This is a genomic window from Vibrio sp. RE86, from assembly GCF_013114545.1.
In the GTDB taxonomy this organism is placed as follows: Bacteria; Pseudomonadota; Gammaproteobacteria; order Enterobacterales; family Vibrionaceae; genus Vibrio.
The window spans coordinates 37,935-53,222 of record NZ_VTXI01000007.1; the positions used below are offsets into that span (position 1 = coordinate 37,935).

16 protein-coding genes and 1 riboswitch are annotated in these 15,288 nt (G+C 44.0%); of the genes, 10 read left to right on the plus strand and 6 right to left on the minus strand.

The window, feature by feature from the left end; translation table 11 throughout:
* The first annotated feature begins 16 nt into the window (after positions 1 to 16).
* Both hmpA and F0231_RS08800 read left to right on the plus strand, forming a co-directional pair.
* On the plus strand, positions 17 to 1,192 hold the full coding sequence (gene hmpA, locus F0231_RS08795) for an NO-inducible flavohemoprotein (protein WP_171759357.1): 1,176 nt from the start codon (positions 17 to 19) through the stop codon (positions 1,190 to 1,192).
* A 127-nt stretch (positions 1,193 to 1,319) separates the two neighbouring features.
* A complete protein-coding gene (locus tag F0231_RS08800; protein WP_171759358.1) occupies positions 1,320 to 2,708 on the plus strand; it encodes a CHASE4 domain-containing protein in 1,389 nt (462 codons plus the stop codon).
* Between the two features lie 15 nt (positions 2,709 to 2,723).
* Here F0231_RS08800 and F0231_RS08805 read toward each other — a convergent pair whose 3' ends face one another.
* The 3 genes from F0231_RS08805 to F0231_RS08815 all read right to left on the minus strand — a co-directional run bounded on the left by F0231_RS08805 (position 2,724) and on the right by F0231_RS08815 (position 4,064).
* A complete protein-coding gene (locus F0231_RS08805) occupies positions 2,724 to 3,257 on the minus strand; it encodes a hypothetical protein (RefSeq protein WP_171759359.1) in 534 nt (177 codons plus the stop codon).
* Entirely contained in the window at positions 3,250 to 3,789 is a 540-nt protein-coding gene (locus tag F0231_RS08810; RefSeq protein ID WP_171759360.1) for a YaeQ family protein, read from the minus strand. The genes F0231_RS08805 and F0231_RS08810 overlap by 8 nt, the downstream gene beginning before the upstream one ends.
* A gap of 65 nt (positions 3,790 to 3,854) precedes the next feature.
* Complete coding sequence (locus F0231_RS08815; protein ID WP_047047292.1) at positions 3,855 to 4,064, minus strand: cold-shock protein; 210 nt, start codon at positions 4,062 to 4,064, stop codon at positions 3,855 to 3,857.
* Between the two features lie 386 nt (positions 4,065 to 4,450).
* On the opposite strand from F0231_RS08815, the gene F0231_RS08820 reads away from it, so the two are divergent.
* Positions 4,451 to 4,663 (plus strand): alternative ribosome-rescue factor A, encoded by a 213-nt coding sequence (locus F0231_RS08820; RefSeq protein WP_171759361.1) that lies wholly within the window; start codon positions 4,451 to 4,453, stop codon positions 4,661 to 4,663.
* Between the two features lie 44 nt (positions 4,664 to 4,707).
* Here F0231_RS08820 and F0231_RS08825 read toward each other — a convergent pair whose 3' ends face one another.
* Complete coding sequence (locus F0231_RS08825; protein ID WP_171759362.1) at positions 4,708 to 5,871, minus strand: threonine/serine exporter family protein; 1,164 nt, start codon at positions 5,869 to 5,871, stop codon at positions 4,708 to 4,710.
* A gap of 470 nt (positions 5,872 to 6,341) precedes the next feature.
* Between F0231_RS08825 and F0231_RS08830 the strand changes: the two genes are divergently transcribed.
* Both F0231_RS08830 and F0231_RS08835 read left to right on the plus strand, forming a co-directional pair.
* On the plus strand, positions 6,342 to 6,701 hold the full coding sequence (locus F0231_RS08830; RefSeq protein WP_171759363.1) for an NADH:ubiquinone oxidoreductase: 360 nt from the start codon (positions 6,342 to 6,344) through the stop codon (positions 6,699 to 6,701).
* Between the two features lie 187 nt (positions 6,702 to 6,888).
* Positions 6,889 to 8,055 carry a D-alanyl-D-alanine carboxypeptidase family protein gene (locus tag F0231_RS08835; protein WP_171759364.1) on the plus strand — a complete coding sequence of 389 codons (1,167 nt, stop codon included), beginning with the start codon at positions 6,889 to 6,891 and terminating at the stop codon, positions 8,053 to 8,055.
* Between the two features lie 118 nt (positions 8,056 to 8,173).
* Here the strand turns inward: F0231_RS08835 and F0231_RS08840 are convergent, their stop codons facing one another.
* A complete protein-coding gene (locus tag F0231_RS08840) occupies positions 8,174 to 9,022 on the minus strand; it encodes a delta-class carbonic anhydrase (protein WP_171759365.1) in 849 nt (282 codons plus the stop codon).
* 181 nt (positions 9,023 to 9,203) lie between these two features.
* Entirely contained in the window at positions 9,204 to 10,667 is a 1,464-nt protein-coding gene (gbpA, locus tag F0231_RS08845) for an N-acetylglucosamine-binding protein GbpA (protein ID WP_171759492.1), read from the minus strand.
* Positions 10,668 to 10,735: 68 nt separating this feature from the next.
* A riboswitch (cyclic di-GMP riboswitch) is annotated at positions 10,736 to 10,825 on the minus strand.
* A 363-nt stretch (positions 10,826 to 11,188) separates the two neighbouring features.
* Here gbpA and F0231_RS08850 point away from each other — a divergent pair.
* From F0231_RS08850 to F0231_RS08870, 5 genes are all read left to right on the plus strand, one after another.
* The gene (locus F0231_RS08850) at positions 11,189 to 11,539 is read left to right on the plus strand and encodes a helix-turn-helix transcriptional regulator (protein WP_171759366.1); all 351 of its coding nucleotides are present in this window, start codon (positions 11,189 to 11,191) and stop codon (positions 11,537 to 11,539) included.
* 115 nt (positions 11,540 to 11,654) lie between these two features.
* Complete coding sequence (locus F0231_RS08855; protein WP_171759367.1) at positions 11,655 to 12,326, plus strand: DUF3313 domain-containing protein; 672 nt, start codon at positions 11,655 to 11,657, stop codon at positions 12,324 to 12,326.
* A 10-nt stretch (positions 12,327 to 12,336) separates the two neighbouring features.
* The gene (locus F0231_RS08860; RefSeq protein ID WP_049844907.1) at positions 12,337 to 12,552 is read left to right on the plus strand and encodes a DUF3820 family protein; all 216 of its coding nucleotides are present in this window, start codon (positions 12,337 to 12,339) and stop codon (positions 12,550 to 12,552) included.
* A gap of 265 nt (positions 12,553 to 12,817) precedes the next feature.
* The gene (locus tag F0231_RS08865) at positions 12,818 to 13,780 is read left to right on the plus strand and encodes a LacI family DNA-binding transcriptional regulator (protein WP_171759368.1); all 963 of its coding nucleotides are present in this window, start codon (positions 12,818 to 12,820) and stop codon (positions 13,778 to 13,780) included.
* Positions 13,781 to 13,932: 152 nt separating this feature from the next.
* Positions 13,933 to 15,264, plus strand: a complete 1,332-nt coding sequence (locus tag F0231_RS08870) for a PTS transporter subunit EIIC (protein WP_171759369.1) — start codon at positions 13,933 to 13,935, stop codon at positions 15,262 to 15,264.
* Positions 15,265 to 15,288: the final 24 nt, after the last annotated feature.

Sequence of the window (15,288 nt, forward strand, 5' to 3'; positions counted from 1 at the left end):
CGAGGAGAAAGTCCTAATGCTTAACAACCAACACATTGAAGTCGTCAAGAGTACCATTCCACTTCTTGAATCAGCGGGCCCAGCACTTACTCAACATTTTTACCAAAGAATGTTTTCTCACAACCCTGAGCTCAAAGATATCTTCAATATGACGCATCAAAAAACAGGGCGTCAAAGTGTCGCTCTATTTGAAGCGGTAGCGGCTTACGCAAAAAATATCGAAAATCTAGCGGCACTAACTTCCGCCGTTGAGCGTATCGCGCACAAACATACAAGTTTCAATATTCAAGCTGAGCACTACCAAATTGTTGGTCATCACCTCATTGAAACACTGCGTGAACTGGCGACTGAAGCGTTTACTCCTGAAGTAGAAGAAGCATGGACGGCGGCCTATCTGTTCTTAGCGCAGATCTTTATTGATCGTGAGGGCGAGCTCTACTTACAGCGTCGCCAAGCGATCGGCGGTTGGGCGAATGCACGTAACTTTATTGTTGCGAACAAAACCGTAGAGTCAGAGTTCGTGACTAGCTTTACGCTGAGACCAGAAGATGGCGGCGCTGTTCTTGATTATCAGCCGGGCCAGTACATTGGTATTGAGGTCAAACCGTCTCAAGGCGAACACAATGAAATTCGCCAATACTCACTGTCCCAAAAGCCAAATGGCGCGAATTACCGCATTTCGGTAAAACGTGAAGTAGGTGAGCACAAGGGTCTAGTTTCCAACTTCTTACATGATGAAGTTTCCGAGGGTGACCAAGTACAACTGTACCCGCCAGCGGGTGACTTCTTCTATCAAGAGAAGCAACGCCCAGTGGTACTGATTTCAGCAGGTGTGGGAGCAACCCCAATTCAGTCGATGATGCAGACACTTGCAACGCAAGGCAAAAAAGACGTGACCACACTTTACGCGTGTAACAGTGAAAACCAGCACACTTTTAAGCAAGAGGCATCGGCGTTAGTGGCTGAAAACGGTTGGCAGTCTTACACATGGTATTTGAACGAAGCAGGGTCGGACTTTTCTGGCGAACTGAATCTGGCACTGGTCTCAAAAGAGATTTCTTTATCGTCGGGTGATTTCTATATTTGTGGCCCAGTAGGTTTTATGGAAGCAGTGGTGAAACAGCTTGAAGCGTTAGGTGTTGAACGAGACCGTATCCACTATGAGGTATTTGGTCCTCATACTTACCTATAAGTTTAGAGACTAAGAACTCAGGCCCTTATGATAGGGCCTTTTTTAATCTATTGTTCCCTAAAGAACATACCGACAAAACATTATTCCGTATAATATTGGTAACTTCATCTCAAAGGTTGCCATTGGTTTGTTAGGTTCTACTGAAAAAAGACTACTACTCATCTTTATTGCTGTGACAACGGTGCTGTTCGGGATTGTGTCTACCATCACCTTACTCAACGAGCGTTACGAAAGCACTCAGCATGAGTTTCAAGACAATGAGCGAATGGCGAAGCTAGCTCTGAAGCTTATCGGGCATCAACTTGATGAGATGAGTGTGAATACACGTAGTCATGCTCATTGGGATGAAACATATAACCATGTTGAATTCCCAAATCAAAACTACCTTGATGATAACTATTCTTTGACAGCACTTAATGACCAGCACTTAACTGGTGTAGCCATAATGGATGTGAACGATCGAGTTATCTTTCAAAATGGCAAGATTACGGACTACGATAGCGTCAAAGTTGACCAACACCTAGCTGGCTTAAAAGAAGAATTAAATAGTATTGATCTAAAAGGGGTGTTGTTTCATAGAAAGCGTGCCTATATGTTTGCTAGCTCAGAGATAACCAATAACTCGGGAACGGCACCATCAAACGGTCGCTTAATCTTTTTTAGGCATATTAACTCTCAAATGCTGACTAAGCTCTCGAGCATTGTTGATAACACTGTGTCTATCGAACCGCTCACTGAGGGAACAAAGTTTGTAGTGTTTCACTCTAATGAGGGATGGAACTTCGATATTATTGAACGTAGCGTTACCGATGAGCAAATCTCAGGAAGCTATCAAATCGGGCAGTTTAATAATCAAACCCTGCCTATGCTTATTCACTTAAGCGCTCCAAACACTCGCGATAATTGGCTGCATGAGGTACTTCATATTTTGCCTCCACTTACTGCGCTGATTATCATGCCAATCATGATCATCTATTTATTACGTCGTTACATTACTAAGCCGATCCGTGAGTTAATCAGTTGGCTGAATGATGTTGACGGTTCGCAGCTTGCGGAAGAGTTAAAGCCATTCAAGCATGCAGGCAACGGCGAGGTAGGCGAACTCAGTGAAAAGTTTAGTAGTATCTACAATAACTTATATCAGCAGCACACCTTCAGTCAGTTGTTACTCTACTCGATCAGTGACGTTATCTTCACCGTCGATAGTCAGGGGAACATAGATTACTGCAACCCAGCGGCAACCGAGTGGCTTAATACCAGTTCCACACAACTGTTTGGCCAAAGCTTTGAATTTTTGATTTCCAATATGTCGGAAGATACACCAAGCCCTGCGAATTGGTTGTATCGCGCGATTCACAGTGGTAGTGAATACAGTGGAATTTCAAAGATAAGAAAGTTTGGGTTAGAGACAGACAGTGAGTGGATGGAAGTACAAGTCAGCCCGATGATCAAAAGTGATGATGAACCACCGGGCGCTTTGATTGTACTGCGTTCTAAACCTGATTACGGGCAGTAAACTAAGAGGGCATCGCTAGTTAAAGAGTTGCTTGAACCAAGTGACGATCTTTGACTGTTGTGTTTTAACCGGCGAGCGCTCAACCCCAAGGTAGTAGCTTTCTAAAAACTGCGTTCTTAATGCCTGAGCAGCATCATTGTTTGAAACGGTGAGTAGCTCTGCCGAGTTCATCGCATGGTCATTGGCGAGACTAAAGTCCATCTTTAGATAGCCTTGTACGTAAAGCCATAAATGCGTCACTAACAACAATTGTTGGCTGCCTTGTTCTTGAAACTTGTCTGCATGCTCACCAAGCGTGGTTTGAAGCACCTCACGCATCTGTTCACTGGCTTCTTTATGGGAAGTCAATGATGCAGTCTCTTCTATATGAGCCTTGGTTAAGATTCCTAGCAAGTGATGCACTTCAGGTGTGTCAGGTTTGCTGATAAGCGCACGTTCAAACAGAGTAGCGTGCTTATCACAAAACATTTGCCAAGCCTCATCCAAAGCCAAAATAGCAGGAACTGAATTGGCTTTAATCGCTTCTAGCTGCTGATGCACCTTAGTCATTCGACTGGAGACACTCTAGCAAGATTTCAAAAGAGCCTTTGTCTGAATCGACAAATAGGCTATTACCCGTGATCATGACGGAAAGATCCATACTACGCTCGATTGTGTTTGAAAACGCTTCGAGAGACTCAGGGTCAAGGCGATAAATGTTCGCTTTGTACTGATGTACTTTGTTCTTGGTTTGTTGCCACCAAACGTCAGACTTGCTGTTGAATGAGAAGACATCGACTGCCGGAGCAAGGCGACACGCTTTCTTAATTCGATCCAAAGACGGTTCACCGATATCCACCCAAAGTTGGATTTGGTCATCTAGAGATTTCACCCATAGGTCAGGCTCTTCAGTCGTAGATAGACCTTTCGTTAGCGCCAATTCAGGTTGCCACTTAATACAGAACGCTAATACACGTGCCATCATACGAGGCACTGTCTCAGAAGGATGTTGAGCAACCGTCAGCTGCGTGGAATCATAAAGGTCGCGGTTGGTGTCCGAAAGAGAGATGCGGAATTTATAGATAGTTGGTTTAAGAGCCATAACACGTTCACATAAAAAAATAGCCAGCTTGAAGCTGGCTATTGTAAAACTTTAGTACTGTAGAATTAAAGTACTTTGATGCTCTCAGCTTGAGGGCCTTTCTGGCCTTGAGATACAACGAACTCAACTTTTTGACCTTCAACTAGTGTACGGAAGCCGTCACCTGTGATCGCTGAGAAGTGTGCGAACACGTCAGGACCATTTTCTTGTTGAATGAAGCCAAAACCTTTTGTTTCGTTGAACCATTTAACTGTGCCAGTAACAGTGTTAGACATAATGTAAATCCTTGATAAATCTTGTATAAAGCCATACGGCATCGATAGCGTGGAAAAGGAGACTGCTATTGCGCACGACGTTACGACAGAAATACGAGAAATCTAACGGAACGGCGAAAGTAAACAAGTACCGTTTTCAAGCTGATATCCAGTCTAAGCAGGCATGCAACTAAGTCAATAAAAAGAGAGGGCTTTTGGGCATAAAAACATGGGTTTTCATTAGAAATTTGCGCTAGGTATAGTTTCGTAAATATTACTGATTCGCCTATAAATAGTGTAACATTCGACCAGCAAGCAGAATGTTCGTTGCATTTACATTCTAGTGAGGCTCTACTCGATTAGAACAAGGCTTGTGAAACATAGATGAGTAATCAAACGGAGGCCACATGGCTCAAAAACAGACAAGGTCCTCTTGTCATCAGACAGACACCGACATTCAAGTTGACTTGGGGAGAGGGGACATCAAAGATAATGCGCTCAAAGCAATGGTAACCAGTAAGCTATTCCGAGCAAAAGTAGAAAAAGCGAAGAAAGGAAAAGGCAGTTTTACAAGACGCGCAAAGCATAGAGGCAAAGAGCCCTATTCAAAAGCCGCTTAATAGCGAAGTTTGAATAGGGCTTTTTCTTATCTAAAGGTTATGCGTTAACGCTCAATTCTAGGTGAATAGATTGAGTAGGCTGTAATCTGTCCGGCAACGATTGCAGAGAACATGAACAGGGCAGAAAGACCGATACTTGGAATGGGTAGTATAGATTGTTCGAACACTGACTGACTGGCGCTGACTAAGACTCGGCTACCTGGAACCAAGATGATGATCCCCTGCAGGATGTAGATTGATCCTGTGAGATTCATCTTTTTGGCGACCCAAGTGCCATATAGAGTAATGAGAACCGTTGTGACCCACGTTCCGACAACCCAGCCACTTTCAAACCCTAAGTAAAATGGTCCCCACATACCTAACACAGCGACAGGAAGCCCAAGTAAGATGTCAGTTGGCCTGGCATTAAACATCACGCCTATCGATACCGAGATCAGAAACAGTCCGAAGATGTGTAACCAGGTTGGCACTTCATTGATGTAGTCGAGCGTTTCCGCTTGCCCCCAAATGGCTTCACCGATATTGAGGCCCATGACAATACCAACAAACAGTTTGATAAGGGTTAATGCACTTTGACCCAACAAGCTTGTACCTGAAACAAGGTCATTAAAGGCCAAACACTCTAAAGAGTTGGCGATGGATAATCCGGGGACGAAAAGGACAATGGCTGCAATACAGAGCGCCCATATCGGGATAGCAGCGCCGGTACTCGCAAAGAAAGCAACCAAAATACCCGTGAGAAGGGCGGCGATGAATTCTGCGGCAATGGCACGTCTTGCTTTACAAACCTGTTGAGTAAGCCAAACAACAAAACCTAGGAAAATAGAAAACAGAATCGCTTCCATGGTACTGCCAACGAGCATTAAGTACGCTGGTGGGATCCCCATGTTCGCCAAAGCAATCACCCATTTCGAATAACCCACAGGCTCTGGCACGGGTTCACTGCTTGGCTGATTGATTCGAATGATGGTATTGGCAAGCAAACTCAGGTTAATTGAAGCGGGTTGATGACGCTTCATTACTACAACGTTGTTGTCATCAGGGAACTGATAATTCACGGTAGTAGGGGTGGCTTGAATCATGACATCAACGCCATGTTTTCGAGCATAAAACTGTGTGTATTTCTCTAGCTTGTATGGCGCACAGCCACATCTATGAAGAGTGTCGCCAATCTCAACAATCTTCTTAATTCGGTACTTGGAAGGCATGGTATGTAGTACGTAAAAATTTGTGACGCAAAGGTATCAAACCAGTCAACGTGATTCGAGACATAATCCAACGAACAGTGGGTAACCTCACACTAATTCTGAGTTGAATTCTGACACATCATTCCATATATGGGAACTAAGCTTTCGAGGTATTTGATTGAACAAAAAACCACAGAAAGAATGGGCTTTCATCACAATTATCAAGATATTTTAAAATGTAACCAATGTTACTTAACTGTAACAATGATTATGTATTGTTTTGGGTAATAGCATCTAAGTCATTGAGTTAAAGAAGTGATAAGAATTAGTGATTTAACAAATAATTCACAACCTTGTTGTTAAGCATTTTTGGTTAACAAATAGACAAAATTATTGCTTGAAATAAACTCAAAAATGGCGAAAATAACCGCAAAATGAGTTTGCAGAAATGAAAGGAAGCTTTTCCTATTTTCCGAAGTAGAGGTTAAGTTATGAAGTTATTTTTAATTCTGATGGTATCTATCTCAGCGGGTGTCGCATCAGCGGATCACCTACATTCATTCTTACTTGGTCTATACATTTCTACTCTAGCGGTTGGTAGCTGCTACTGGTTCGCGTTCAGAAGCAGTAAATTTCCACAATTGGCACTCGTGCTACTGTTGTGTGGTCTGTTCGCTAAAATCGGTGTGACTGTTGCTGGCGTGAGCTGGGGTCTATCTCAAGATTTAATCAGCTCACCATTTGTTTTCTCTTTGTCTTACCTATTCTTCTCAATTGTGGCGACGTATGTTTGGTTCGCGTACCGAGAAAAACTAACGGCAAAGAAAGAGACTCTGCTGAAAGCGGCGTAAACATCGTAAAATTTATGAAAACCAGTGGTTAACGCCACTGGTTTTTTTTTGCCTTTAATGGGAGCAAGGCGGAAAATTTTCGAAATTTATCATGGAATAGTAACGATTAGTTTCAGAGGCGCTGAAACTCCCCCTAGCTTGTCTATACTGAAGTCGTCTATAAAATCATAGTGAGACGTCACCTATCATGACAATGCGTTTTTTAGCATCAACTGCGCTTATTTCAACTATTTCTCTTTCATTTGGTGCTTTTGCTGCACCGACGATAATTCCTGATCCACCGACGCTCGGAGCGAAAGGTTATATCCTCATTGACTATCATACAGGTGAAGTATTAGTCGAAAAAAATGCGGATAAAAAGCTTAACCCTGCAAGCTTAACCAAACTCATGACCGCTTACGTTGCAGGGCAAGAGGTCAAAAGCGGTAACATCTCCTTGGATGACCAAGTTCGTATTAGCCAAAATGCTTGGGCTAAGAACTTCCCTGATTCATCGAAGATGTTTATTGAAGTCGGTACCGATGTCCAAATGATGGATCTCTATCGTGGACTCATTGTTCAGTCTGGTAATGACGCAAGTGTTGCCATTGCTGAGCATGTAGCTGGCAGTGAAGGTGCGTTTGTCGGTCTGATGAACAGTTGGGCGGCAAAATTAGGCTTAAGTAATAGTGGTTACACCAACCCTCACGGACTTGATAGTAATGGCTTGTATTCGACGCCACACGATATTGCCAAACTAAGCCAAGCGATCATCCGTGATTTACCTGATATCTATCCGCTATACAGTGAAACCTCGTACACCTATAACGGTATTACACAATATAACCGCAACGGTCTACTTCGCGATCGAAGCTTAAATGTCGATGGAATGAAAACCGGTTACACCAGTGGGGCAGGTTACAGTTTAGCGACTTCGGCAACCAATGGTGAAATGCGCCTGATCTCTGTCGTTATGGGTTCTAGCAGTACCAAAAGCCGCGAGTCAGAGAGTAAACAGTTGCTGAGCTATGGTTTCCGCTTCTTTGATACCGTATCACCAACCAAAGTCTCTGATACGTTAACTGAAGCTAGAGTCTGGATGGGGGCAGAAAATACGGTTTCGGCTGGAGTAGAAAGCCCAGTTCTACTTACTTTGCCAAAGGGTGATGCTGCGAAGCTGACGGCTGAAATTGAACTCAACGGTGAGCTGGTAGCGCCAATTCAGAAAGGTGAGGCGATTGGTCAAGTTATTTATAGTGTCGATGGAGATGAAGTTGCCTCGGCAAAACTCGTCGCTCAGCAAGAGGTTGAAGAAGGAAGCATCTTTAAGAAGGTGATGGACTGGTTTAAACGTCTCGTGTCGAGTTGGTTCTAAATTGCGTACTCAACGATGTTAGCGCAGTGTCTTTTGATACTGCGTTAACAAACAGTATAAATCGCCCTCCAACACCGAAAGTGAAGGAGGGCGTTATTGTATTTAGGGGCAACAGACTCTAGTTGGTGGAAGATAAAAGGTCTGGGTTTACGACCAAGTTACGCACGCCGTGGGCATGATCTTCTTCAAACTCGTTGCTTTCTAACCATTTAGCAACGGTCGATATATCAACTTTCGCCACTTTTGGTCGAACACTCCACGTCACTTGCAGAGGTGAGCCTTGTTCATTGTAGCCTGGGCCCGTTGTAGAGCCAGCATATTGGATTGGCTTACCTGTGTTGGTTGGGATGTTGACTGCTTGATAGACGCCATTTGAGCGCTTAACTTCAGCTAACTTAACAAAGTCGAGTGCACTTTTATCGTTCACTAAGACAAACACTTGTGTTTCAACTCTTAGCTGAGGGTTTGCAATAGATTCACTCAGACAGGCGCCTAACGTTGGCCCCGGTGTCACTTGCGCTGATGAGTGGACATAGTGCAGTTCAATCGTATCACCCGGTTTCATCCCTCCATGGCCTTTCGCGCCTACAGAGCCTTTGAATGGTTCGAGTTCAGATTTACTCAGCTTACCGTTATACACATACCCTGTGTTGTAACCTTTTCCGTCACCATTACCCGCATACGTGCTGAATTCACCGCCTTTATGCTCGGCGTTTTTATGGAAATGGATGTTACACAGATTCATTTGAGAATACTCAGGTGCTGTACCAAAGTAACGTGTATTGTTACCCGCGAGTTTGTCGATGTCACGCGGGGACTGAGGACCAAACCCCTTGCCTTGAGTGTTCTCGGCGAGCGCTGAGCGTTGCTGCGCAATAACGGTGTCTGACACTGGGTCTTGTGCAGCAGCATGAGAGGTGAAGGGGGTAAGTGCAATACATGAAGAAAGTAGTAGGAACTTGTTCATACGATAAATTAAACCTCATTGATGTGTGTTCAGTTGAGGAAATATATACTCACTAGTTGCTTGGGTGCATATTGGCTCGGTCAATCTTTGTTAGAGTGAGTAGTGAGTTCCAACTATTTGTAAGATAAAAAGAAAACGGATGCACAGAGCATCCGTTTAAACAGCTTGATATCAAATGGGTTTAATTCACTCGGTTCCAAGCATCTTGCCAATGAGATCCAATACCTGGTTCATAATGTGTGGCTGATGGAGACCATTGCACACAGTAACCAGAGTAAGGGAACTCTTTACACTCGTATACTGAACCATCCTTTCCTAGCACAGTTGTGCCAGCTGTGTAACTTTCAATACCTTCAGGGAAGACGAAGTCATAATCCCCCGCTGGTGGCGGCGTTTGTTCTTCAACTAAATGAAAGTCTGAGGTTGTTTGGTCTAGCAGGTTTCCTTGCATATCTTTGATGCGGGTAACTAACATGTGGTGACCAGGTTCTGTTTTAGACAGCGCCATCGCGACGTTTTCAACCTGACCATCAGTCAAAGTGTCGGCGTGTGTTGCTAGCGGTTCACGGTGGTGGTTATAAACCGTGAGTTCAACCTCGATGTCACCTGTTGCCTCTAATGTCAGATCAAGAGTTAGCGGCGAATCATCAATAGTGTATTCACTTTCTAGCCCTGTGATTTCAAGGTCGTAGTCTGGCTCAGGCGTCTCAATCTTGTAACCAACTTCGACGCGCTCAAGTCCAGAACCTGCCTTGAGGTACACAGGGTTTGTGCCATAAACAGGTACGAACTCGCCATTGTCGTTTAACTGACCAGATTTAATTAGGGATTGTTCCTGATTAACTTTAGAAGCCAAGGCGTGTGACCAATTGGTCGCCTTACCCTGTTCGTCACTTTCGATGACTAGCTCTGTTTGGTATGACGTGTTCTCACCGTTTTGGTCAAATACACGGGTGTAAACAGAGTCACCGATATTGAGCTCAAGTGTCGGGATAATTTGCCCGCCTTGACTCCAATCTGGAACGACAGGACCGTCACCATCAAATTTCACATCAATCACGTTATAGAAAGACGCAGCAGTATCACCCACATCCCATACTGCTAGAATCACTTGATAACCTTCGCGTTCAGGGACATCACATAGGTGAGAGACACGTTTTGGCGGTTGAACCATTCCACCGTCGACGACACAAAAAGGTGTTAGATCGAATGAGTTGCGAGCCAACGGTTGATTTGGGTTCCAATCTGCTTTGGTAATGTAGTATTTCCAATCTTTGGTCACATGATTGGCCGTGAACGTCCACTCAAAAGCTTGAGAGCCGGATTGAATTGGTCGTTTTACCCAGCGATCCGCTGTCTGTTCATCAAGCGCTGTTGCAAGGCTGCTTTCTGCACTTGCTATTTTACCGTCACGAGGGCCTGTTTCAGGGAATCCATCAGGGCCTTCAACACTTTGAGGTTCGTATTGGATAGCGCCACAGTTTGTGTTTTTCTCATTGGTATCACTGGCAGGAAACTTACACAGTGTCACTCGACCTTCCGCGACGCCATTTTCATACGCAGAGACATAACCGTGGCCGTAACTCGCGCTGCTAAAGCCGAGCACTGCCAGTGCAATTATTGATTTTTTTTGGAGCGGTTTAATCATCAGATGCCTTCTTACTTTTGCTGACATAAAAGATGACACTCCGGCAGAAACATTCAGAGAGTCTGAATGGCAACCCCGCTATCATAGGTGATGGTTTCACCGACAGACCGGAAGCTTTGCGTCCTACTCTTTCGAGCAGTTTGCCGAAATGCGTTATTCGCCATGCCCCCTTGAAAAAGAAAGAGGGGATGGCATGAGCGAAAAGAAATTTAGCGGAGCGAATTAATAAAAGCGAAATGATTGATTCAAATGTGGAATGGCAATCCCGATTTGAAATTTCTGACATAAATGTACTTGCCAATTTCTATTCATTTAACCTATTAGGCATTGATTTTTAAGATAAATACCCAATGCCTAATTCATGGGGAAAATGAATTTTGAACTGGTTTATAGGGTTTGGCTACGTGTTTGGGTGTTTATCCTCAGACCGAATCCTTATCTAACGTTTACCGTTGGCTGACATGATGAATGTGGAAAAATCTGACAATTTGCGCAGTGGAAATTACTAAGGAATTACAATGGAATTTACTGAGCAGGACAGAGAAGCACTCTACCAAACGTGGATGTCACAAAAATCTAAAATGCGCCTTACTCAGATGGAGTTCGCCAAAAAACTAGGCATGAACCAACTTACGTTTTCGCAGATTCTTCGTGGTGAATCTCCGTTAACCATGTCCTTTATCAGCCTATTTTGTCGCTTACTTCAACTAGAACCTCAACATGTGTTCCCATCACTAAAAGAGACAAATAGTCAGGGGCCGAAGATTGTCTACCTTCAAAGTCGAATGAGCGTTGATGGTGAGATTCAAAATGCTTATATCGAAGGAAACCAAGTGATAGTGGAGTATGCCCATCGGGTTCAGGGTTAGCGGCAAATTTTAAGTTAGACATGGCTCAGATTTATCGCGTCTAAATCGACAAAATGTTCACATATGGTATAGCATTCTTATGATGTCAATATTTTCGTAAATTTGAGTGCTTTCCATGAAATCTTTTAAATACCTATTACTGACTGTTTTAGCCATTACCCTAGTTGGCTGTGCAGGTGGTCCAGTTCAGCGAGCGACTAAGTTCACTTCCTATGATGATTTTCGTCCAGGTCCTGACGGCGGCGTTGATTTGGTGTGGGCACGAATCGGATTGCGTGATGCAGAAAGACTCCAGAGCAAGGTTGATGAGTACGATAGCGTGGTGATTGATCAAGTCTTTGTTTTAGCTGAAGAAGAGAGCTTGAATCAAGAAGAAATTCAAGAGCTGACTGATTATATGGTTCATCGTTTAGAGGAAAAGATCTCACCGTTTAAGACGATAGTTGATGAGCCGACAGGCAAAACCTTACGCCTAAGTATTGCGCTCAGTAACGTTGAAACGCCAAACCCAATCTTGGCCGTGACTAGCAGCGTCTTACCGTTTGGCCTTGCTATGTCGACAATTTCAAAAGTGGCGACCGGAGAGCACACCAATGTGGGCAGTGCGAGTGTGGAATTACTCGTCAGTGATGCACAAGATGGAACGCCTCTATTTGCAGCCATTGATCGTGAAGCCGGAAATAAAGATTTCTCGACGATGATAGACTCACTGGATGACGCTAAAGATGCGATTAACTACTGGGTTGAACGATTAGGTGTTACTCTACAAAGCGCGGAGAACAATTAGAGTCGAGTAGATGCTAGAAAAAGAGAACCTGATTAAACTGGCTAGAATGCAGATGCCATTTGGCAAATATGCAGGAAGAGTGCTGATTGACCTACCTGAAGAGTACTTGCTTTGGTTTGATAAAAAGGGTTTTCCAAGTGGAGAACTCGGTGATCTGTTAAAACTTTGTCTAGCATTGAAAATCGAAGGCTTGGATAGTGTCGTTAAGCCTTTAAAAAGAATGTAACCTGCCTTACAAACACCTCACTTAAAAAGTCAGAATATTGGTTCTGACTTTTTTCCAGCAAAAAATCAATTGATGCTCTTATAAATCTACTGGAGTTCGCGGTGTGTCATCTTCAGCAATCTAGCCCGGAGAGGCAAAAAGCGCTTCTAGCGCCGGTGTTGTCAACTGGCGTGCAATCATGGCATGACATGGTTGCCTTTTTTTACTTGGCAAACCACGCATTTCCCCTTACCGTACTTGCAGTTCAACAATTTACTATATCTCAATGAAAAAACTCACTATCTACGACATAGCAACTCTTGCTGGGGTTTCAAAATCAACTGTTTCTCGATTTCTAAATGGTGGATACGTATCGCAAACCAACAAAGAAAAGATCGAAAAAATCGTCGCTGAGCATAACTTCAAGCGCAGTGATAGTGCAGTTTCTTTGCGTACTAAAGAGAACCAAACCATTGGTATCATTGTGCCACGTATTGATTCTTATGCGTCATCTAATGTGGTTAAGGGCATTCTGAAAGCCGCAAGTCAGCTTGATTTCAACACTGAAATACTCACTTCTGATATGAATTTTGATAAAGAAATTGAATCATATCAGAAGCTTAAACAGCGCAATGTGAAAGGGATCATTGCGCTTGCCACTAACATGACCGATGACTATGAAACCATGTTAGCTGAGCTCGGCTTACCTGTCGTGGTGTTTGGTCAGGAATGTCATAAGGTGAGCTGTGTTTATCATGACGTTTCTGCTGCGGTAGAAGCGTTCTGTCAGTCACTGTTTCCACAAAGTGTGCCGGAATCTGTGGTGCTGCTTGGCCCTGTCACTGACGATATGATGCTATCGAGAACGATCGGCACTTACCAGCGCTGCTTAGGTGGAAAAGGCATAGAGGTTGTGCATATTGATAGTGACTTTAGCTGGCAGCAGAGCCTCCAGAACGTTAAGCAAGCGCTTGAACACTCAAAGCATATTGTTTGTTTGACCGATAATATTGCTTATGGTGCTTACAAGTATGCGCAGCAACAGGGGTTGGTGATTGGGCAAGACATCCATATCAGTGGCCTGGGCGGCTATGATACATCGAGCATACTTACCCCTGAACTCAGCACCATTTCATTTCCGTACCTAGATGCGGGCGTTGAAGCGGTGAAGCTGCTTACGGACTCCAATAGTGTGATTGAACTCAAACTAGGCTACACAATCCATAAAACAGACAGCTTTTCAGCTTGACTCAACGCTCAGTAAGAATATGATGCAATCAACTGGTATCGATACCACAACATTGCGTTTCGATACCTTGAACGATAATATTTCTAGTGCTGCCCATGAGTAGCATTTATTTTGACATGAGTGTGGTATCGATACCGCAAAGAGAATCAAAAATGAAAAATAACGAGAAACAAATAGCGGCTGACATCTATCAAGCGATTGGTGGTAAAGAGAATATTCGTGCACTGGAGCATTGTGCAACCCGTTTACGAATCATTCTTAATGATGACTCTAAGGCGAGCAAAGAGGAGATCGAAGCGATCTCTGGTGTAAAAGGCTACTTCCTGCAGACCGGTCAACACCAAATTATCCTAGGTGGCGGTCTAGTTGAAAAAGTATTTGCTGAGATGGATCATGAAAGCACGGGATCATCAGTAAAAGATGAAGCTTACGCAAAAATGAACTGGCTGCAGAAATCAGTGCGTATTCTGGCGGATGTGTTTATCCCAATCATCCCTGTGATTGTTGCGGCAGGTTTGCTAATGGGTCTGCGTAACTCATTCTTTAACGAACTACCTGATAATGTATTGGTGATCACCCAAGTTCTTACTGATACTGCATTTATTTTCCTACCTGCGCTGGTGGTTTGGTCTACGTTCAAACGCCTCGGTGGTACAGATTCGGTCGGTTTTGTGCTTGGTTTGATGACGGTCGCTCCACAATTGCCAAATGCGTATGCGGTGGGTAGTGGTGATGCCGAGGCACTTGAGATCTTAGGCTTTGCGATTGTTGGCTTCCAAGGCATGATTCTTCCAGCTCTGGTTACGGGTATCTTTGGTGCTAACCTTGAGAAAGGTCTACGCAAAGTCATTCCGAATGCGCTAGCTCTGGTTGTGACGCCATTCTTAACGGTAACGATTTCTATCTTAGTGGCACTGTTTGCAATCGGTCCAATTGTTGGTCAACTGCAAGCGCTGATCATGTCTGGTATTACTTATGTGATTGAACTTCCATACGGCATCGGTGGCTTTATTTTTGCGCCGCTGCACCAACTGTTTGTAATCATGGGTCTACACCACTCATTCATTATTCTAGAGTTTAACTACCTTGGTGAAGGTCTGGGTAATCCACTTAACCCAATGTACTCAGCAACAGGCGCAGCAATGATCGGTGCAGGTGTTGCGGCTTACCTAAAAGCAAAATCAACTGAGACGAAAGGCACGATTGGCTCTTCAATTTTAAGTACCTCTTTCGGTATCGGTGAGCCACTGCTTTACGGTGTGGTGCTGAAAAATCCAAAACTGTGGGCGGCAAATCTTGTTGGTTGTTCTGTTGGTGGTGGCTTTGTGATGATGGTTGGCCTAAAACCTAGCCTTGTGGGTGTAACGCTAATCCCTGCGATCCCTGCATACATTGGTCAAGGCATTGGTTTATATCTAGCAACGATTGCAATTGCCTTTACCACCTCGTTTGTACTTGGTCGCATCGTACTAGCGAAAGACTAATTCCTTTCGCTACTGAAACTTTTT

Bases quoted from the DNA above. Each gene is read 5' to 3' on its own strand.
- hmpA (WP_171759357.1), top strand. From the start codon at position 17: ATGCTTAACAACCAACACATTGAAGTCGTCAAGAGTACCATTCCACTT.
- F0231_RS08805 (WP_171759359.1), bottom strand. From the start codon at position 3,257: ATGACTAAGGTGCATCAGCAGCTAGAAGCGATTAAAGCCAATTCAGTT.
- F0231_RS08810 (WP_171759360.1), bottom strand. From the start codon at position 3,789: ATGGCTCTTAAACCAACTATCTATAAATTCCGCATCTCTCTTTCGGAC.
- F0231_RS08815 (WP_047047292.1), bottom strand. From the start codon at position 4,064: ATGTCTAACACTGTTACTGGCACAGTTAAATGGTTCAACGAAACAAAA.
- F0231_RS08820 (WP_171759361.1), top strand. From the start codon at position 4,451: ATGGCTCAAAAACAGACAAGGTCCTCTTGTCATCAGACAGACACCGAC.
- F0231_RS08825 (WP_171759362.1), bottom strand. From the start codon at position 5,871: ATGCCTTCCAAGTACCGAATTAAGAAGATTGTTGAGATTGGCGACACT.
- F0231_RS08830 (WP_171759363.1), top strand. From the start codon at position 6,342: ATGAAGTTATTTTTAATTCTGATGGTATCTATCTCAGCGGGTGTCGCA.
- F0231_RS08835 (WP_171759364.1), top strand. From the start codon at position 6,889: ATGACAATGCGTTTTTTAGCATCAACTGCGCTTATTTCAACTATTTCT.
- F0231_RS08840 (WP_171759365.1), bottom strand. From the start codon at position 9,022: ATGAACAAGTTCCTACTACTTTCTTCATGTATTGCACTTACCCCCTTC.
- F0231_RS08850 (WP_171759366.1), top strand. From the start codon at position 11,189: ATGGAATTTACTGAGCAGGACAGAGAAGCACTCTACCAAACGTGGATG.
- F0231_RS08855 (WP_171759367.1), top strand. From the start codon at position 11,655: ATGAAATCTTTTAAATACCTATTACTGACTGTTTTAGCCATTACCCTA.
- F0231_RS08860 (WP_049844907.1), top strand. From the start codon at position 12,337: ATGCTAGAAAAAGAGAACCTGATTAAACTGGCTAGAATGCAGATGCCA.
- F0231_RS08865 (WP_171759368.1), top strand. From the start codon at position 12,818: ATGAAAAAACTCACTATCTACGACATAGCAACTCTTGCTGGGGTTTCA.
- F0231_RS08870 (WP_171759369.1), top strand. From the start codon at position 13,933: ATGAAAAATAACGAGAAACAAATAGCGGCTGACATCTATCAAGCGATT.